18 protein-coding genes are annotated in these 17,003 nt (G+C 55.4%); 10 read left to right on the plus strand and 8 right to left on the minus strand.

Going from position 1 to position 17,003, the window contains the following annotated elements:
• Nucleotides 1-35 precede the first annotated feature (35 nt).
• From IEW06_RS03780 to IEW06_RS03800, 5 genes are all read left to right on the plus strand, one after another.
• Nucleotides 36-659, plus strand: a complete 624-nt coding sequence (locus tag IEW06_RS03780) for a hypothetical protein (protein ID WP_188547477.1) — start codon at nucleotides 36-38, stop codon at nucleotides 657-659.
• A 74-nt stretch (nucleotides 660-733) separates the two neighbouring features.
• Nucleotides 734-1,357, plus strand: coding sequence for a hypothetical protein (locus IEW06_RS03785; protein WP_187733826.1), 624 nt, complete (start codon nucleotides 734-736; stop codon nucleotides 1,355-1,357).
• 84 nt (nucleotides 1,358-1,441) lie between these two features.
• A complete protein-coding gene (locus IEW06_RS03790; protein WP_187733825.1) occupies nucleotides 1,442-1,645 on the plus strand; it encodes a CsbD family protein in 204 nt (67 codons plus the stop codon).
• A gap of 144 nt (nucleotides 1,646-1,789) precedes the next feature.
• The gene (locus IEW06_RS03795; protein WP_187733824.1) at nucleotides 1,790-2,371 is read left to right on the plus strand and encodes a DNA-binding protein; all 582 of its coding nucleotides are present in this window, start codon (nucleotides 1,790-1,792) and stop codon (nucleotides 2,369-2,371) included.
• Nucleotides 2,372-2,424: 53 nt separating this feature from the next.
• A complete protein-coding gene (locus IEW06_RS03800; RefSeq protein ID WP_187733823.1) occupies nucleotides 2,425-3,258 on the plus strand; it encodes a DUF1206 domain-containing protein in 834 nt (277 codons plus the stop codon).
• 123 nt (nucleotides 3,259-3,381) lie between these two features.
• On the opposite strand, the gene IEW06_RS03805 is transcribed toward IEW06_RS03800, so the two are convergent.
• Complete coding sequence (locus IEW06_RS03805) at nucleotides 3,382-4,596, minus strand: NAD(P)-dependent oxidoreductase (RefSeq protein ID WP_187733822.1); 1,215 nt, start codon at nucleotides 4,594-4,596, stop codon at nucleotides 3,382-3,384.
• A 177-nt stretch (nucleotides 4,597-4,773) separates the two neighbouring features.
• Between IEW06_RS03805 and gcvP the strand changes: the two genes are divergently transcribed.
• Nucleotides 4,774-7,692, plus strand: coding sequence for an aminomethyl-transferring glycine dehydrogenase (gcvP, locus tag IEW06_RS03810; protein WP_188547479.1), 2,919 nt, complete (start codon nucleotides 4,774-4,776; stop codon nucleotides 7,690-7,692).
• Between the two features lie 127 nt (nucleotides 7,693-7,819).
• Nucleotides 7,820-8,194 (plus strand): hypothetical protein, encoded by a 375-nt coding sequence (locus IEW06_RS03815; protein ID WP_188547481.1) that lies wholly within the window; start codon nucleotides 7,820-7,822, stop codon nucleotides 8,192-8,194.
• A gap of 83 nt (nucleotides 8,195-8,277) precedes the next feature.
• Here IEW06_RS03815 and IEW06_RS03820 read toward each other — a convergent pair whose 3' ends face one another.
• Nucleotides 8,278-8,577 (minus strand): hypothetical protein, encoded by a 300-nt coding sequence (locus tag IEW06_RS03820; RefSeq protein ID WP_187733820.1) that lies wholly within the window; start codon nucleotides 8,575-8,577, stop codon nucleotides 8,278-8,280.
• 222 nt (nucleotides 8,578-8,799) lie between these two features.
• Here IEW06_RS03820 and IEW06_RS03825 point away from each other — a divergent pair, with 222 nt between their 5' ends.
• On the plus strand, nucleotides 8,800-9,408 hold the full coding sequence (locus tag IEW06_RS03825; protein ID WP_187733819.1) for a DUF4136 domain-containing protein: 609 nt from the start codon (nucleotides 8,800-8,802) through the stop codon (nucleotides 9,406-9,408).
• Between the two features lie 88 nt (nucleotides 9,409-9,496).
• Here the strand turns inward: IEW06_RS03825 and lipA are convergent, their stop codons facing one another.
• Both lipA and IEW06_RS03835 read right to left on the minus strand, forming a co-directional pair.
• Nucleotides 9,497-10,390, minus strand: a complete 894-nt coding sequence (lipA, locus tag IEW06_RS03830; protein WP_222841364.1) for a lipoyl synthase — start codon at nucleotides 10,388-10,390, stop codon at nucleotides 9,497-9,499.
• 202 nt (nucleotides 10,391-10,592) lie between these two features.
• On the minus strand, nucleotides 10,593-11,387 hold the full coding sequence (locus IEW06_RS03835) for a hypothetical protein (RefSeq protein ID WP_187733818.1): 795 nt from the start codon (nucleotides 11,385-11,387) through the stop codon (nucleotides 10,593-10,595).
• A 107-nt stretch (nucleotides 11,388-11,494) separates the two neighbouring features.
• Here IEW06_RS03835 and IEW06_RS03840 point away from each other — a divergent pair, with 107 nt between their 5' ends.
• Nucleotides 11,495-11,899 carry an OsmC family protein gene (locus IEW06_RS03840; RefSeq protein ID WP_187733817.1) on the plus strand — a complete coding sequence of 135 codons (405 nt, stop codon included), beginning with the start codon at nucleotides 11,495-11,497 and terminating at the stop codon, nucleotides 11,897-11,899.
• Between the two features lie 78 nt (nucleotides 11,900-11,977).
• Here IEW06_RS03840 and ytxJ read toward each other — a convergent pair whose 3' ends face one another.
• From ytxJ to IEW06_RS03860, 4 genes are all read right to left on the minus strand, one after another.
• Complete coding sequence (ytxJ, locus tag IEW06_RS03845; protein WP_187733816.1) at nucleotides 11,978-12,322, minus strand: bacillithiol system redox-active protein YtxJ; 345 nt, start codon at nucleotides 12,320-12,322, stop codon at nucleotides 11,978-11,980.
• The gene (locus IEW06_RS03850) at nucleotides 12,319-12,654 is read right to left on the minus strand and encodes a hypothetical protein (RefSeq protein ID WP_187733815.1); all 336 of its coding nucleotides are present in this window, start codon (nucleotides 12,652-12,654) and stop codon (nucleotides 12,319-12,321) included. The genes ytxJ and IEW06_RS03850 overlap by 4 nt, the downstream gene beginning before the upstream one ends.
• 127 nt (nucleotides 12,655-12,781) lie before the next feature.
• Nucleotides 12,782-13,063, minus strand: coding sequence for a hypothetical protein (locus tag IEW06_RS03855; protein ID WP_187733814.1), 282 nt, complete (start codon nucleotides 13,061-13,063; stop codon nucleotides 12,782-12,784).
• Nucleotides 13,064-13,231: 168 nt separating this feature from the next.
• A complete protein-coding gene (locus IEW06_RS03860; protein ID WP_188547483.1) occupies nucleotides 13,232-15,232 on the minus strand; it encodes an alpha-ketoacid dehydrogenase subunit alpha/beta in 2,001 nt (666 codons plus the stop codon).
• A 268-nt stretch (nucleotides 15,233-15,500) separates the two neighbouring features.
• Here IEW06_RS03860 and IEW06_RS03865 point away from each other — a divergent pair, with 268 nt between their 5' ends.
• A complete protein-coding gene (locus IEW06_RS03865; RefSeq protein ID WP_187733813.1) occupies nucleotides 15,501-16,991 on the plus strand; it encodes an ArnT family glycosyltransferase in 1,491 nt (496 codons plus the stop codon).
• Nucleotides 16,992-17,003 lie beyond the last annotated feature (12 nt).

A 17,003-nucleotide genomic window follows, 5' to 3' on the forward strand; every position in this document is an offset into this window, starting at 1 on the left:
ACTTCTTCTCAATTCACTACTTCATAAATACGACTATGCGCGTTTTTCTACTTTGCTGCTTTCTCTTTTGCGCCACACTAAGCGCGCAAGCCCAAGACACCATTCTGCGCACCAATGGCGATGAGGTGAAGGCTCGGGTACTGTCCATTACGCCTACCGATGTGGCGTACGTGCCTACCACCGAGCCCCCCAGCACCGATACGTTGCACCTGCTTGCTACCGATGTATTCCTGATTCGCTATTCCAACGGCACCAAAGAGATTGTAAGCCAGCCAGATGCTACGGCGCCAGCAATAGGCTTAGGCCGCACTCCGCAGCAAATGAGTGACTTGGGTCGCGAGGATGCGGGAAAGTATTTTAAAGCGCGGGGGGCTTTTTGGGGCACATTTGGAGCCACTGTAGTTAGCATTCCAGCTACTTATGGGCTCGGGGGTATTGTTGCGGGCACTGTCATTGCCGCCACGCCTCCAAAACCTCATAATATGATCGTCCCTGATCAGGCGTTGCTGGCCGATACTGATTATGTAAGCGGCTACCAAAAGCAGGCCCAACGGAAAAAGCTGGGAAAAGCAGCCGGAGGCCTTGGGTTGGGCTTGGCAACTGGGGTAGTGGTTGTATATACGCTTGTCATGATAGCTTTCAGTAACGGAGGTCATTGATGCCCTAAGCTTAATTAAATCAGGCACTTGGTGCGCTGATTTATTTTATTCCTATGTATTTTTTCTCTGCTCTCATGCGTCTTTTTCTACTCACTTATCTATTATTCTGCAGCGCATTGTGCGCCCAGGCTCAGGACACTATTCTGCGCACCAATGGCGAGGAAATAAAGGCGAAAGTGCTGGCCATTACGCCTACTGAAATATCCTATGTACCCGGCACTGAACCTCCAAGTTCAGACACACTGTATATGGCCGCTACTGGAGTGTTCTTGATTCGTTATGCCAATGGCACGAAGGTGATTATTAGCAAAACGGATGCATCTCTAGTAACGGGCCGCACACCGGCAGAAATGACAAACCAGGGCCGTATGGATGCCCAAAAGTATTTTAAAGCACCCGGAAGCTTATTCGTAACCGCTACCGCCACTGCTGTCAGCCTTATTTTTCTTGGTCCAACTACTCCGGGCGCTTTGGGCGGGATAGCTACTGGCGCTGCTATTGGACTATCTCCTATTCAAAGCCAGAATATTATAGCTCCGGATACAGCGTTACTTAACGATCCTCATTATTTGCTTGGTTACCAACAACAAGCCCAACGCAAAAAAATTGGTAAAGCAGCCGGCGGCTTCGGAATTGGCTTACTTACTGGAACAGTTATATGGTTTGCCATTGCCCTCGCGAATACCAATCATTTCTAGCGGCCTAGCTCAGCTCAACCTTGCGGCGTGGCCGGCGTAAGCTAACGGGTAAGTAGTTCATTTCCACCCTTAAGCCCTACGACAATGGATATTGACAAAAGCACTGAGTGGCGTGCCCGTGGCAACTGGAATGAAGTAAAAGGCAAGTTTCGGCAGGAGCACGCCAACCTCACCGACGACGATATGGAGTATCAGGAAGGCCGTCAGGAAGAATGGCTGGGCGAGCTTCAAAAGAAAGCTGGCAAGACAGCCGATGAAATAAAATCCTGGTTTAGCCGCAATTTTTAGCCCTTACGGCTGACCTTATTAACAAAAGCTCCGTACCAGCTGTAATAAGCTAGTGCGGAGCTTTCATTTGTTCTACTCCGTTCACTACTGCTTTCATCTTGGCTGTAAGCCTTTTAGCCGCCAGTTTTCTCTGGCCTTCCGCGTATGAATATTGCCCCGGAAGAGCTGCACACCTTGGGAAACCTTGACCTGCTGACCCTTCCAAAGACCGCTTTCTTTTGCTCACGTAATTATCCTGGCTACATCGAGTATCCCACTTATATGTGGGCCGTGGAGCAACGCACCAACGGCCATTGCGTGCTGTCCGGATTCCATTCCTTACTAGAGCAAAAGGTATTTCGCTATCTGCTGCAAGGCGAGCAACAACCTATTGTGTATGCGCTGGGCCGTGGCATCAGACCCAACATGAAGCTGGAATACGAGCTAGAATTAGCAGCTGACCAGCTGTTGTTCCTTACTCCCTTTGAAGAAGAGCTGACTATTATAACGCAGGAAACGGCCGATATCCGTAATCTGCTGATTGCAGAATTGGCCGATCAATTCTTTATTCCGTACATGGCAGCGGGGGGCAATTTGGAGCGCTTATTTTTTAGCGGCGCTCTGGATGGCAAGCCAATCTTCACCCTCGACTTAGCTGAAAACGAACCCCTATTTCGCGCAGGAGCTGAGTTGTACCAACCTGAAGGTTTGCTTGGCCGGCCCACTATGTACTCAATGAGTGCTTAGCGCTGCGTACTCCCTGTTGGTTCATATTTTCCGCTCTTTTCTACTTTCCAGCTATGTCAACTTCTTCCCTTACTTCTTCCTTGCCCCAAACACCCTCATCGGGTATCAAAGCCTTAGCCCGATTTGGCTTCGCGGCTAAAGGCGTAGTGTATATTGTGGTGGGCACCCTGGCAGTTATGGCGGCTACGGGTACTCAGGGGGGCAAAACGGCGGATAAAGAGCAAGCACTGCAAACCATTCAGGACCTGCCTTTTGGTCGGTTCTTGCTGGGCTTGGTTGCTTTCGGTTTACTTGGCTATGTCATCTGGCGCCTCGTTCAGGCCTTCCGCGATACGGAAGACAAGGGCTCAGATGCGAAAGGCTTAGCCCGCCGACTCGGCTATGCGGGCAGTGGCCTCCTCTACACTGGTCTGGCCTACGCGGCGGGCCGGGCCGCGTTCAGTGGCGGTAACGCCGATCAGGGCAGAGGCAGCACCCAACAATCATTGATTGCCAAGCTCCTGGATCAGTCGTGGGGCCAATGGGTACTTGGCGCTATTGCGCTGGGCATTATTGGCGCCGGCCTTTACCAGATTTACCGCGCTTACTCCGGCAAGTTTTCCAAGCACGTTAATAGTAGCGGATTGCCGGCCGAGCAGCAAAAAATAGTATATCGCACTGGTCAAGTTGGCTATACTGCCCGCGGTATTGTAATGGCCATCATTGGCTATTTCTTTTTGCAGGCCGCTATGCAGTCTAATTCTAAGGCAGCTCAAGGCACCGAAGGAGCATTCGACTTGCTCGCCAGTATGGGTCCTGTTGTACTCGCCATTGTAGCCCTGGGCCTGATGGCCTATGGTGTTTATATGCTGGTGCAGGCCAAATATCCGGTGTTGCGCGGCGTCTAGACAGCGTCCACACTACATTGTCATCCTGACGAAGGAAGGACCTTATCCCAATTAAACGACTTTGTTCAATTGGGATAAGGTCCTTCCTTCGTCAGGATGACAATGCGATTTTAATAGTGTGAGTTAATCAGCTACATAGTCAGCCAGATACGCGTAGCGCTCCGTCAATTTGCCCCCCGTAGCAATGGTCGCCCGCTCAATGATCGGTTCAGGCTTGTCACTTACCAAATACGGAAACACATTGTCCAGTAATTGTCGGCTGAAGTCACGGCTGGCGTTGCGAGGCAGCTCGCAGGGCAGATTATCCACGGCCATCACCGTAATGTTGGTGGGGCTGGAGTAAGGCGGCTCCAGCTCGCCGGTCCGCGGGTTATAATCAAAAGCGGGGTCTTGTATGCTGGTGCTCCGCTTGGTCGTGGGCACGGAGCCATTCACGTCGCAGGTGATATCGGCAATCGTATTGATGCGAAAATCAGGGCGCTGCGTGTCGGCTTCGCTGAACAGCTTGGGCGCCGCCGGATGCCAATAGGCACAAGCCAGCAGCAAATCCGTAACGGGCAAAAAAGCGCCAAACGTGGATTCGTACTCCTGCGGGTTGCGGTGAAAATCGGGCGTATCCCACACGCGGCCGTCGCGGCGGCGGTTGTAGTCGCTGCTGCGGAGCTGGGTGTACACCGGCTCGTTGAAATCCAGGTACAGATAATCGTAGACGCTCACCCGCCGGATGCCCATCTTGTCGAGCACCTCCACCGCGCCCTGCGCTACCCGCCCCGAACCCGTTACTACCATCTTGATGGGGGGCAATTTTTTGACCTTGAAGAACTCCTCCTGCATATCCTCCATGTCGACGCATTGGTAGGCCGGTTTGAGTTCATACAGCTGATGCTTTCGCCCATACGTCAGCAGCCCGTTATACGCTCCCACAATCCCAGCCCAGCGCCCAAAGGCTACAATTCGCTCGCCTTGCTCATTGGTCAGCAGCTCGTAGTCGATCAGGGTGATGTCTTTCTGCAATACCTGCCGCAACAGCTCCCGGTTGGCGGGCTGCTTCTTCACGGTGTGCGAAAAGAACATATACGTTTTGTGGGGAATGAGCTGCGCTGGCGGCACCTCCTTCACGCCCAGCAGGATGTCACAGTCCGACACGTCCGGGCGAACTTCGATGCCCAGGTCGCGGTACTCCTGGTCTTTAAAGCTGCGCACGGGGCATTCCTGCACCACAATGCGCAGACCGGGAAAGAGCGTTTCGGCCTCCACACACTTTTTGGGGGTGAGCGTTACGCGCAGGTCGGGGGGCGTTTTTCCTTCGCGAATGATACCAATGGTTAGGGGGCGCATTTGAGAAAAGAGGTTGGGTAGGTTGGGGGGCAAATCTGGTTAAATATTTTGGCGTATAGGCGCTTCCACCTCCACCAGCCTAATAATCCTATCGTCCGGAGAGGTTTTCGCCTTACCTTTGTTAAAGGTTCGGCTGCCCGCGCGGCCACATCTTCTCGCCACCTCTATCTTCTCTTTATGTTGCTGAAAACCAAGCCCGCTGATGTGTTTGTGGACCGTCATAACGGCCCCGACGAAGTTGCTGTAGCTCAAATGCTGCGCACTATTGGCGTGGAATCCCTCGATCAGCTTATCGACGAAACCGTACCGGCGGCCATCCGCCTGAAACGGCCGCTGAACCTGCCAGCTGCCCTCACCGAGCGCGCTTTTCTGGCTAAATTCAAGCAGATAGCTGGTCAGAACAAAATCTATAAAAATTACATCGGCCTGGGCTACCACGATACGCAGCTACCACCCGTTATCCAGCGCAATATTCTTGAAAACCCCGGCTGGTACACGGCCTATACGCCCTATCAGGCCGAAATTGCCCAAGGCCGCCTCGAAGCTCTGCTCAACTACCAGACGATGGTAATTGACCTCACGGGCCTCGAGATTGCCAACGCCAGCCTGCTCGACGAAGGCACCGCCGCCGCCGAGGCCATGAACATGTTTCATAGCCAAACCAAGAAAAAGAACACCACGAAGTTCTTCGTCTCGGAGTTAGTATTGCCCCAGACCATCGACGTGCTGCGCACCCGTGCCACGCCGCTGGGCATTGAGCTGGTAATCGGTGACCACCGCACCGCCGACCTTTCCGATGAGGCCCTGTTTGGCGCTATGCTTCAGTACCCCGCCGCCGACGGTCAGGTATTCGATTACACTGATTTTATCACGAAGGCGCATGCTGGGGGGCTTTTTGTAACCGTAGCCGCCGACCTGATGGCACTTACGCTGCTGAAGTCGCCCGGCGAAATGGGCGCCGACGTATGCGTAGGCAACTCCCAGCGCTTTGGTGTACCGATGGGCTACGGCGGCCCGCACGCCGGTTTCTTCGCTACCAAAGACCAGTTTAAGCGCGTTATTCCCGGCCGCCTCATCGGCCAGAGCATCGACGCCGCCGGCAATAAGGCCCTGCGTATGGCCCTGCAAACCCGCGAGCAGCATATCCGCCGTGAAAAGGCTACCTCCAACATCTGCACCGCTCAGGTGCTGCTATCGGTATTAGCTGGCATGTACGCTGTGTATCACGGCCCGCAGCGCATTCGTCAGTTTGCCACCAATATTCACGCCCTGACTCAAACGCTGGAAAAAGCCCTGACGGCGCTGGGCGTGGAGCAGAGCAACGAGTTCTACTTCGACGCCCTGAACCTGCGTCTGGAAAGCAAGGAGCTGCAGCAAGCTGTGAAGCGCGAAGCCGAAGCTGCCGGCCTGAACTTCCGCTACTTCGACGAGGTGCGTGTGGGTATTTCCCTGCACCAAAACACCGAGGCTCAGGACGTTGCCGACATCGTGCGCGTATTTGCCAAAGTGTTGGGCAAAGAAGCCGCCGCAGTTGAGATGCCCGCCGACGTAGAGCTGACCTGGCCCGAAGAACTGGTGCGTACCAGTGAGTACCTGACGCATCCCATCTTCAACACCCACCACTCCGAGCACGAGATGCTGCGCTACATGAAGCACCTGGAAAACAAGGACTTGAGCCTGGCTCATTCCATGATTCCGCTGGGCTCGTGCACTATGAAACTCAACGCCACCGCCGAAATGATTCCGGTGACGTGGCCCGAAATCGGTAGCCTCCATCCTTTTGCCCCCCGCGAGCAAGCGCAAGGCTACAAGCAGATTTTTGAAGAACTGGAAGCGTGGCTGTGCGAGGTAACGGGCTTTGCCGCCGTCAGCTTGCAGCCGAACTCCGGTGCGCAAGGTGAATACGCTGGCCTGCTGGTTATTCGCGCCTACCACGAAGGTCGGGGCGAAGGCCACCGCAACATTGCCTTGATTCCGGCTTCGGCCCACGGCACCAACCCCGCTTCGGCCGTTATGGCTGGCATGCAGGTAGTGGTGGTGAAAAGCACAGACAAAGGCGAAATCGACGTGGCTGACCTCAAGCAAAAAGCTGAGCAGCACGCCGCTAACCTTTCTTGCCTGATGGTGACCTACCCCAGCACGCACGGCGTGTACGAGGAAACCATCATCGACATTTGCCGCACGATTCATCAGCACGGCGGCCGCGTGTACATGGACGGCGCCAACATGAACGCCCAGGTGGGCCTCACCTCACCCGCCATCATTGGCGCCGACGTGTGTCACCTCAACCTGCACAAAACCTTCTGCATTCCGCACGGCGGCGGTGGGCCGGGCGTAGGCCCGATTGGCGTGGTTGCTGATCTGGCGCCGTATCTGCCCGGCCACGTGGTAGTAGAAGTTGGCCATGAGAAAGCTACTGGCGCAGTTTCATCGGCGCCTTGGGGCTCGGCCAGCATTCTGCCTATTTCCTACGCTTACATCTCCATGATGGGCGGCGAAGGATTGACGCAGGCTACGCGCATTGCCATTCTGAACGCTAACTACATCAAGGCGCGGCTGGAGGAGCATTACCCAGTGCTGTACGTAGGCGCACAAGGACGTTGCGCCCACGAGATGATTCTGGAGTGCCGCCACTTCAAGAAGGCGGGCATTGAGGTGGAAGACATTGCCAAGCGCCTGATGGACTATGGCTACCACGCGCCTACCGTGTCGTTCCCCGTGGCCGGCACGCTGATGGTGGAGCCTACCGAAAGCGAAAGCAAAGAAGAACTCGACCGCTTCTGCGATGCCATGATCAAAATTCGTCATGAAATCCGGGCGGTGGAAGAAGGCCGCGCCGATGCCAAAGACAACCTGCTCAAGCACGCGCCGCACACGGCGGCTACCATCATGGCTACCGAATGGGACCGGCCTTACACCCGTGAGCAGGCTGCCTACCCCGCCGAGTATGTGCGCGCCGCCAAGTTCTGGCCGGCCGTCAGCCGCATCGATTCCGCCTTCGGCGACCGGAACCTCATCTGCGCCTGCACGCCCATCGAGGAGTACGTGGACGCCGAGGAGAAGCTGGTAGAAACCGACCGCGGCCCATCGTACTAAACTTTTCTAACAGATAAAAAAGCCCCCCAGACAATATCCGGGGGGCTTTTTTTAAGGGTTCTATGTATTATCTACGTCTGGCCAAATCAGCATATAGTCTGGCAAGGCTACTCCACAACAGGCTTTTATGAATCTTCAGATACTGATGAACTCCAAACATTCGCTTCTGCTGCTGCTCATTTCACTTTTCACGTTTTCGTCTTCCTGCACAAAAAATGAGGATGCAATTGTAGGAGATATAAGTGTGGCATTCAATCCAATACTCAACAGTAATGACGAGGCTACCTATTACTACCGTTTGTATGTAGCTGATAGTTACCCCACTATTCCTCCGCTGAAAAGCGAGTATATTGATGCTGCTTCCTATCAGGATGGAAAAACCAGGATTGTTATAAAGGGATTAAATCCAGGCAATTATGTTTTTTCATATTACAAAAACACTCAGCTGGTAACTGCCACGGTTCAAGTCTCTTCCGGCAAGACCAATCATTATGACCTGTAGTGGAACGAGCTTGCTCTAACAGATAAAAAAGCCCCCCATGCTTGGCATGGGGGGCTTTTTTATTGGTAAAGCCGAGCTAACTGCTAGCGTTGGGAAAAGCAGGTGCGGTAGAGGTAGCCGTTGAGAACTTTCCCTTTCTCCGTCACGCGGGCCCGTACAAAGTAGGCGTCTACTGTGTCAAGTACCTGTACTTCAGAGTTTACGCTGAGGTTCGTGAGTTGAGCAGACTCCTTGGTCATCCCGTCGTAGAGGATGCACTCCACGACCGTGTTGTGAGCTACTGGTTTTTTGTTGCCGCGCGAAGAGCTAAAGGAATCGTCGCGGACGGCGCTGCATGAAGCAAGCAAAGCGAGGCCAAACAGGCAAGGGTAGAGTTTGTGCATAGGTCTAGTTTAGGATTGGGAAGATATAGAAATTTCAAGTTGATCAAGGTTTTTTCCCTGAAAAAATTTGCTTTTACTCATTTTGCCGGCCCACATATTTGGGAACATTGCCCCCCATCGCGGCGTTGTATAGCCAGAGTTAAGCACGTACTTTGGTGGCCCTACTTTACGTTAGTTCGGCAACGCGCCTAGCTCTTTCACTCAACCCTTCGACAACTTAATATGAACGCATTCACAAGTTTATTCCGCCGTCCGGTTGCTTTGGCAGCCGTGGGCTTATCCCTGTTATTGGGCGCTACCAGCTGCACTTCTTCCCGGGTAGGCGTCACCTCCGACTACGACCATTCCATCAATTTCCGCACGTATAAAACGTGGTCGTGGTATCCGCAGCAAACCTCTGACGCTGAGGGCGGTCCGGCTCGTGGCTATCAGTCGTTTCTGGACAAGCGCATGCGTACCGCTGTTGAAACCGAAATGAAGAAGAAAGGCCTGACTTACACCGAGCAAAGCCCCGATCTGTATGTGGCTTACAATGCTAAGGTGGAAGACAAGCAGCAGATCAACGGCGGCGGCTTTGGCTACCCCTTTTATGGCTATGGTGGCTACGGAATGTATGGTCGCGGGCCGTACGGGAACGTAACGCAGTACAAAGCCGGTACCGTTATCATCGACCTCGTGGATGCTAAGCGCAAGGAATTGGCGTGGCGCGGGCAGGGCCAGGCTCAGATAGATAAAAACACCATCTCTGAGGAGGAAGTGTACCGCATCGTGGGGGGCATTTTGGAGAACTATCCGCCCCAGGATGGCACTAATGTCAACGCCCGTCGTTAATTATTCGCTTTGCTTCCATTAAAAAAGCCCCCCAGCGCAGTGCTGGGGGGCTTTTTTAATGGATTATTATTTTACCTGAGGTGATTAATCAGATCGGGACATTTACGTGGCGCTCGGCGTGGTAGCTGCTGCGCACCAGCGGCCCCGATTCTACGTACTTGAGGCCACGCGCCAGACCTTCCTCGCGGTAATGAGCAAAAAGATCGGGGTGAATGAACTCGGCAACCTCCAGATGGCGCTTCGTCGGCTGAAGGTATTGGCCTAAGGTCAGAATGTCCAAGCCATTGGCGGCGAGGTCGTCCATGGCCTTATACATCTCGTCTTTCTTTTCGCCCAAACCCAGCATAATGCCCGATTTCGTGCGCTTGCCAGCGGCCTTCGTACGACGAATCTGCTCCAGTGAGCGGTCATATTTGGCCTGCGGGCGCACCAGACGGTACAGGCTGCCCACAGTCTCAACATTGTGCGACACGACTTCCTGGCCGCCGGCAATCATTGTATCCAGCGCTTCCCAGTTGGCTTTCACATCCGGAATAAGCGTTTCGATGGTCGTGGCCGGCGACAGTTGTTTTATCCGCACCACCGTTTCCAGCCAGATGCTGGCGCCGCGGTCTTTCAGCTCATCCCGGTTTACGGAGGTAATAACGGCGTGCTTCACGCCCATCAGCTGAATGGCTTCGGCCACGCGGCGGGGCTCGTCGGTATCATACTCATTAGGACGGCCGGTGGCCACAGCGCAGAACGAGCAGGAGCGTGTACACACGTTGCCCAGGATCATAAAGGTGGCCGTGCCAGCGCCCCAGCACTCGCCCATGTTCGGGCAATTGCCGCTTTCGCAAATGGTATGCAGCTTATGCTCATCTACAAGCCGACGAACTTTAGCGTACTCGGGGCCGACAGGCAGTTTTACGCGCAGCCAATCAGGCTTGCGCGGCCGGGCCGGGGCTGCCGGCTCGGGCTGAATAATGGGTAAGGTCAGCAACAGTTCGTCCATACTACAAAGGTAAGGGTCAGGCAGGAGTTAGCCGCATGTCGGGCTCAGCCCGCGCAGCAGACGCTATAACAAACGAGAAGGGAATAAAGATGCCCTGCAACGGTCCACCACGTTGGTTGTCGCTGCAGGGCAGTATGCTGGGGGGCTTTTATGAATAACTATTCGCCCGTAGCAGCTTGTAGAAACAGGATTAATTCCGCGTTCCCAAATAAATTGTCAGATAAACGGAGGGGAAAAACGTCTCGTTGAGTTTGGCGTCGGAGATGCCGGTAGCCCGCAGAATAGTAGGACGGCTGGGGAAATACTCGAACAGAAAGCCAGTTTCAATGCCCGCAACGGCGTCGCGGTAGCGGCCATACTCAAAGCTGAGTGCTCCGCGCATATGAACACCGGCAGTCGGCTTCACGTTATTGGCGCCACTGAACAAGGGGGCTTTATCTACAATGAACTGGGAATCACCGTGTATGGCTGGATCGAATTGCTCCGTACGAATATCCTCAGGTCCGCCCGGCCGGCCACCCACACGCTCGGTGTAGTCGTAATAAATGTTATATGGCATCAGCAGCCCCACCGACGGGCCGCCACCCAATAAGGCGTTTACCTGCACGCCCGACTCCGGCGCTTTGCGGAAGATAACGCGCTGAGCACCAAAGGATGGGCGCAACACAAACATGTAGTTCGACTTATTCAGCACGTACGTTCCGCCCGTAAACTGATTGCCTATGCGCTGCTCTTTGGGGTGCTTTACCTCCACGCCCTCAATGCTCCAGAAGCGCGACCATTTGTCGTTTAGCACGCGGGTAGAGCGCACGTTGACGCCCCCAATCAGGCCGCCTCTGGTGTTGAAGTTTATGCCATACGTAAACTCCTTCCGATACGAAGGCGTCTCGTTGGGGGTGGCATCCTGGGCCTGGGCCACCGATCCAGCTCCCAACAGCAGCAGGGCGATGCCGAAAAAAAACAGAGGTCGTATGGGTAGCAACACAGCTATACAACTGAGAAATTCAAACGAAATTGGCCCCCTGACAGCGGCCCCACCGAAAGTACGTAAATTTGCGCGCAAAGTATTGCACTCTTCCTGACTATCTGACTATGAGCACTGCCACCGCCCGGTACACCGGCCAATTACGCACCGAAGCCACGCACAGCGCTTCCTGCAACGTCATTTTCACTGATGCTCCCCTGGATAACCACGGTCGGGGCGAAGGGTTTTCACCCACCGACTTAGTAAGTACGGCGCTGGGCAGCTGCATGATGACCATCATGGGAATCGTGGCCGACCGCAGCGGCCTCGACCTGACATCGACGACCTTTTCCGTCACCAAGCACATGGCCAGCGACCCACGTCGCATCGCCCAGATCGACGTTAGCTTTCAGATGCCCGCTATGCTTTCGGCCAAAGATCGGGCTGTGCTCGAAAACGCAGCGCGCACCTGCCCCGTGGCGCTCAGTCTGAACCCGGAAATTCGCCAGCAGGTTCACTTCTCTTACGAGTAGAATATTTCCCATAAAACGGCGAGGTCCGGCGGAAGCATTGCTTCTGCCGGACCTCGCCGTTTTATGTATGTCAGAGGCTTAAGCGCTGAGCAGATCTTTCACCTCATTAAGGCGAATGCCCATGTGGGAGGCATTATAGCTGCACTCGCCGGCCTGAATTAGCAGTAGCTGAGGAGACTCGTGGCGCACACCAAACGTTTCGGCGATAGCCCCGGAAATAGGGCGAAAGCGCAGCAAGTCCAGGTAATAAATTTTAGCGTCACTAAGCCCAGCATCGGCCCATTGGCGCTCCAGCTTGCTTTTCGCCGCCGCGCTGATTGAGCATGTAGTGCTGTGTTTGAAAATAAGAACCGGCTGCTCATGCGACTCGCGGGCGATGTCAGTCAGTTGGTCTGCTTGGGTGAGCTGTTGCCAAGGAATCATAGTTCGGAGGAAGGTTGATTATACTTTTTCTTCTTTCCTAGACGCAGATTCACGCGGGATGGTTCGCTTACCTTCGCAGTGCCCGTGTGATCGAATTGCAGACTGCCCCTTCCATCCTGCGGCAGTGCCCGCGGCTGGCTGCGGCGCAGGTCGTCCCGATTCACGGCCAGATGCGACTCTTTATACTCAGATTTATACTTGCGGGCCTCGCGCAGAGCTTTGCGGTTTTCGGCCCGCAGACGAGCTGGGCTGGTATCCGCCGTCTGGGCTGAAGCGGTGGATATGGAGCAGCTAAGCGCAAACCCGACGAATAACAGAACAGCACTACGCATGGGAGTAACGAATAAAGGTCAGTAGTCGAACCGGATAAATTTGCCCCCCAGACGCCTTATACCGAGGAGTTTTCAATAGTATTTGCCTATACGTAAAGTTGCGCTAATCAGGCCATTTGCACCTGATTTACTGAAATGGCAATGGATGCCCAAAGAGCATTCGCTGCCCTACTTTACGCTTGAGGCGGCGGCGCTCGTACTTTTTCTTTTTCAGCAAGCCATTCTTGTCGTAGCTGTTGCGCTGGCCTTTGAGCGCCGTAACCGGCGCTACGCCGCCATTGTCGCCCGTATTGGTGGCGGCTTTGGGCTGGGGCGGGGCCGTCGGGCTGGGCAGGCGGTAGGGCCGGCAGGCAGTAGCAAAAGTCAGAGCAACAAGCACAAACAGCCAGCGGCAGCTAGGGGTGAACATGGCTAAATACGTAAGAATACTCACTATCATCCCGCATTAGCAGCAGGCCTCAGCATGATTTCGATCTTCTCCTCTCAATTATTAATCCAACGCTACGGACGCATTTTTCCTGCGCGGTGGCGCGGCCGCCAAGCTGAAAAACGGCGCCCTCAGTTTTCAACCTGTTTCTTAATAAGCCAATAGCTTTTCTACCTTTTCCCGCAGACGCTGCTGGGGCAAAAAAGCTTGCTCCAGTGGCGGCGAAAACGGAATGGCCGTATCCAGAGAAGCCACGCGCTGCACCGGGCCGTCGAGGTGCTCGAAGCAGTGCTCGGCAATCCAGGCCGCAATTTCGCCCCCCAGACCACCGGTAAGCGTGTCTTCGTGGAGCAGCAGCACGCGCCCAGTTTTCTCTACCGTCTGGCGCACGGCTTTTTCGTCCCAGGGTAGCAGCGTGCGTAAGTCGAGAATGTCGGCGTCGAGGTTCATTTCTTCAGCCAGGCGAGTAGCCCAATGCACGCCCAACCCGTAGGTGATGATGCTGAGCGTATCGCCTTCGCGTACCAGCTTGGCCTTGCCAATGGGCACCGTGTAGTACTCATCCGGCACTGGGCCGCTCACGGAGCGGTAGAGCAGCTTGTGCTCGAAGTACATGATGGGGTTGGGGTCTTCGATGGCGGCATTCAGCAGTCCTTTGGCATCGTACGGGTTGCTTGGGAAAACCACCTTCAGGCCCGGCGTATGCACAAACCAGGCTTCGTTGCTTTGGGAGTGAAACGGCCCCGCCGCCGAGCCGGCACCCGTAGGCATCCGCACTACCACGTCAGCATTCTGGCCCCAGCGGTAGTGGCTTTTGGCTAGGTTATTCACAATTTGGTTGAAGCCACACGTCACGAAATCAGCGAACTGCATTTCCACCATGGCCTTTTTCTTCTTGATAGAAAGCCCGAGGCCCGCGCCCAAAATGGCCGATTCGCACAGCGGCGTATTGCGCACCCGTTCTTTGCCGAACTGTGCCACAAAACCGTCCGTTATTTTGAACACGCCGCCATAGTCGGCAATATCCTGGCCCATGAGTACTAGCTCTGGAAAGCGCTCCATGCTCTGACGCAGCGCGTCGCTGATGGCGTCTACGTAGCGCTTGTCGGACTGGGGGGCATTTTCGGTGGGCTCGTGGGCCGGCGCGTCGAAGGGACGATACATATCGGCTATTTCTTCGGCTATGTTAGCCGTTGGCATAGGCACCGCATCCGCTACGTGCAGGCCTTCCTCAATTTCTCGCTTAATGGTTTCGCGGAAGCGCATCTTGGCTTCTTCATCCAGAATGCCTTCGCGCAGCAGCCACTGCTCGTAGGTGGTCACCGGGTCTTTCTTGGTCCATTCCTCAAACAGCTCCTGCGGCACATATTTGGTCCCCGAGGCTTCTTCGTGCCCGCGCATCCGAAAAGTCAGCGCCTCCACCAGCACTGGCCGCGGGTTCTGACGCATATCCTCGGCTAGGCGACGAACCGTGTCGTACACGGCCAGCACGTTGTTGCCATCTACCTGCACCGCTTCCATGCCGTACGCCGGGCCTTTATCCACGAACGAGCCGAACCGAAACTGCTCGCGGCTGGGGGTGCTGAGGCCGTAGCCATTGTTTTCTATCATAAAAATGACCGGCAGCTGCCACACGGCGGCCACATTCAGCGCTTCGTGAAAGTCGCCCTCGGAGGCTCCGCCGTCGCCGCTGTATACCAGCGTCACTTTCGGGTTTTTATCGAGCAAATCTGCCAGCGCAATACCATCGGCCACGGCCAGCTGGGGGCCTAAATGGCTGATCATGCCCACGATGTGGTGCTCATTGGTGCCAAAGTGAAAGCTCCGGTCGCGGCCTTTCGTGAAGCCGGTGGTTTTGCCCTGCCACTGCGCAAACAGCTGATCAAGCGGCACATTGCGGCCCGTGAACACGCCCAGGTTGCGGTGCAGCGGCAGAATATACTCGTCGGCCTCCAGCGCCAGCGTGCTACCCACCGAAACAGCCTCTTGCCCAATACCCGAAAACCACTTGCTCACTTTGCCCTGACGTAGCAGAATGAGCATTTTTTCCTCAATGAGGCGCGGCTTTAGCAAGCCTTGGTACAGGTGCAGCAGCACATCTTGGGTATACTCTTTGCGGTCGAATTGAAGGGCGGGGGTAGCTACTGACATGAGAACAAAGGAGGGAATGATAGCGGGGGCCAAAAGTACGGGTTTGGGCAGAAGAGCACGCTATCTGGCTCGCGGTCTGCCCTATCTTTGCCCATAGTTCAGGTGAATTGAGTTAAAATGGTGGTCTGAGTAACTACCGGCTCGTGCATTTCTTTACCTGAAAGCGTAGCCAGATGCCTGCCTTGCCGGTGCTCATCGTATATTTCCAGTTGCCGGTTTTTTACCAACTTTCCGGCTATGTACTAACGCTGCCTTAGCGATTCTATTTTTGCCACGCTCCCACTCTGCCCCCACCCTTACGCACCATCTGGCCCGGCTTCTGCTCGTGCTGGCAGCTTCTGCCCTACCCTTATTCTGGCTGCTGGGCAGCTTGCCCGCCCAACAGTGGGATGAGTCCCGCACCGGCCTCAACGCCCTTGAAATACTGCGGAGCAACAACTGGCTGGTGCTCACTCACCGCGGCGAGCCGGACCTCTGGAACGGTAAACCACCCTTAGCGCCGTGGCTGATGGCGCTCAGCTTTAAGCTATTGGGTCCCACGGAAGTGGCGCTGCGGCTGCCTTCCGCGCTGGCGGCCCTGGCTACGGTACTCGTCGTGTATTTTGCCGGCAGCCGGTGGCTGGGCAGCTGGCGGGCGGGCTTGCTGGCTGCCTTGGTTCTGCTGACCACGCAGGGCTACGTAACCTTACACGTCTCGCGCACCGGCGACTTCGATGCCCTGCTCACCCTCTGGACTACGTTAGGCACGCTGAGTTGGCTGGCTTATCTGGCTACCGGGCGCGCTCGTCATGCCTGGGGCACGGGTGCTGCCTTCGCCCTAGCCGTCCTGACGAAAGGCATTGCTGGTCTCTTGTTTGGGCCGGGTATTATTCTGGCTACATTACTAACCGGTCAGCTGGGTCGGCTGCGCAAATTTGCCCCCTGGGGGGCTTTTTTGCTGATTACAGGCGTCGGGATTACCTGGTATACCGTGCGGGAGTTGGTTGCGCCGGGGTACCTGGCTGGCGTGTGGCAGTACGAAGTGGGCGGGCCGGCCGGCGAGGCGCTAGAAGGCCATGGCCATCCAATTTACTGGTATCTAAGCAAGCTAGCCGAAACCAAGTTCACGGCCTGGATGGTGGTGGCCCTGATCGGCATCGGGCTGGGCTGGTGGATGCCGCGTCGCAGCCGGGGCTGGTGGCTGAGTCGAGTGCTGGGCTGCGTTGTGGTTGTGTTCCTGTTGGTTATCTCGATAGTGAAAACCCAGCTTCTTTGGTATGATGCGCCCGCTTATCCCTTGCTGGCTTTGCTGGCTGCCGGTGGCCTGGTATGGACGGGGCGTGCCGTAGCAACTCATTACCACCGCTACCCTTCACCGACGACACGCTTAGCGGCCGTTTTGCTGGTGGCTGCCCTGCCCTATGGAGTTCAGCTCCTGAATATTCGTCACTCCACTGATGCGGCCCTGCGTAATTCGTCCTTACTATACGGTCGTCATTTGCGGGCACAGGCCAAGCGGCTGCCTCATCTTCGCGAGTACATCTTGGGCGACGACGGCATTTTTAATGACAGCCCCGAGTTTTATATGGCCGCCATCACCGCGCAATATGGTCACCAAATCACGCGGGTAGGGGCCTGGCAGGTTGGGTGGGCCACTCCACCCCGCACTGTGGTCACTTGTGGAGCCAAAGCCCGCGCGATATGGCAACAGTACTACAAAACGCGCGTTCTATTCAGCACCGACTCCTGCGTAACTTTTCGGCTGGAGGCGCGCCGCTAGCTTCCGCCCAAA

The organism is Hymenobacter qilianensis, from assembly GCF_014638675.1.
Lineage (GTDB): Bacteria > Bacteroidota > Bacteroidia > Cytophagales > Hymenobacteraceae > Hymenobacter > Hymenobacter qilianensis.

Coding starts and splice junctions, on each gene's coding strand:
- IEW06_RS03780 (WP_188547477.1), top strand. CDS start 36: ATGCGCGTTTTTCTACTTTGCTGCTTTCTCTTTTGCGCCACACTAAGC.
- IEW06_RS03785 (WP_187733826.1), top strand. CDS start 734: ATGCGTCTTTTTCTACTCACTTATCTATTATTCTGCAGCGCATTGTGC.
- IEW06_RS03790 (WP_187733825.1), top strand. CDS start 1,442: ATGGATATTGACAAAAGCACTGAGTGGCGTGCCCGTGGCAACTGGAAT.
- IEW06_RS03795 (WP_187733824.1), top strand. CDS start 1,790: ATGAATATTGCCCCGGAAGAGCTGCACACCTTGGGAAACCTTGACCTG.
- IEW06_RS03800 (WP_187733823.1), top strand. CDS start 2,425: ATGTCAACTTCTTCCCTTACTTCTTCCTTGCCCCAAACACCCTCATCG.
- IEW06_RS03805 (WP_187733822.1), bottom strand. CDS start 4,596: ATGCGCCCCCTAACCATTGGTATCATTCGCGAAGGAAAAACGCCCCCC.
- gcvP (WP_188547479.1), top strand. CDS start 4,774: ATGTTGCTGAAAACCAAGCCCGCTGATGTGTTTGTGGACCGTCATAAC.
- IEW06_RS03815 (WP_188547481.1), top strand. CDS start 7,820: ATGAATCTTCAGATACTGATGAACTCCAAACATTCGCTTCTGCTGCTG.
- IEW06_RS03820 (WP_187733820.1), bottom strand. CDS start 8,577: ATGCACAAACTCTACCCTTGCCTGTTTGGCCTCGCTTTGCTTGCTTCA.
- IEW06_RS03825 (WP_187733819.1), top strand. CDS start 8,800: ATGAACGCATTCACAAGTTTATTCCGCCGTCCGGTTGCTTTGGCAGCC.
- IEW06_RS03840 (WP_187733817.1), top strand. CDS start 11,495: ATGAGCACTGCCACCGCCCGGTACACCGGCCAATTACGCACCGAAGCC.
- ytxJ (WP_187733816.1), bottom strand. CDS start 12,322: ATGATTCCTTGGCAACAGCTCACCCAAGCAGACCAACTGACTGACATC.
- IEW06_RS03850 (WP_187733815.1), bottom strand. CDS start 12,654: ATGCGTAGTGCTGTTCTGTTATTCGTCGGGTTTGCGCTTAGCTGCTCC.
- IEW06_RS03855 (WP_187733814.1), bottom strand. CDS start 13,063: ATGTTCACCCCTAGCTGCCGCTGGCTGTTTGTGCTTGTTGCTCTGACT.
- IEW06_RS03860 (WP_188547483.1), bottom strand. CDS start 15,232: ATGTCAGTAGCTACCCCCGCCCTTCAATTCGACCGCAAAGAGTATACC.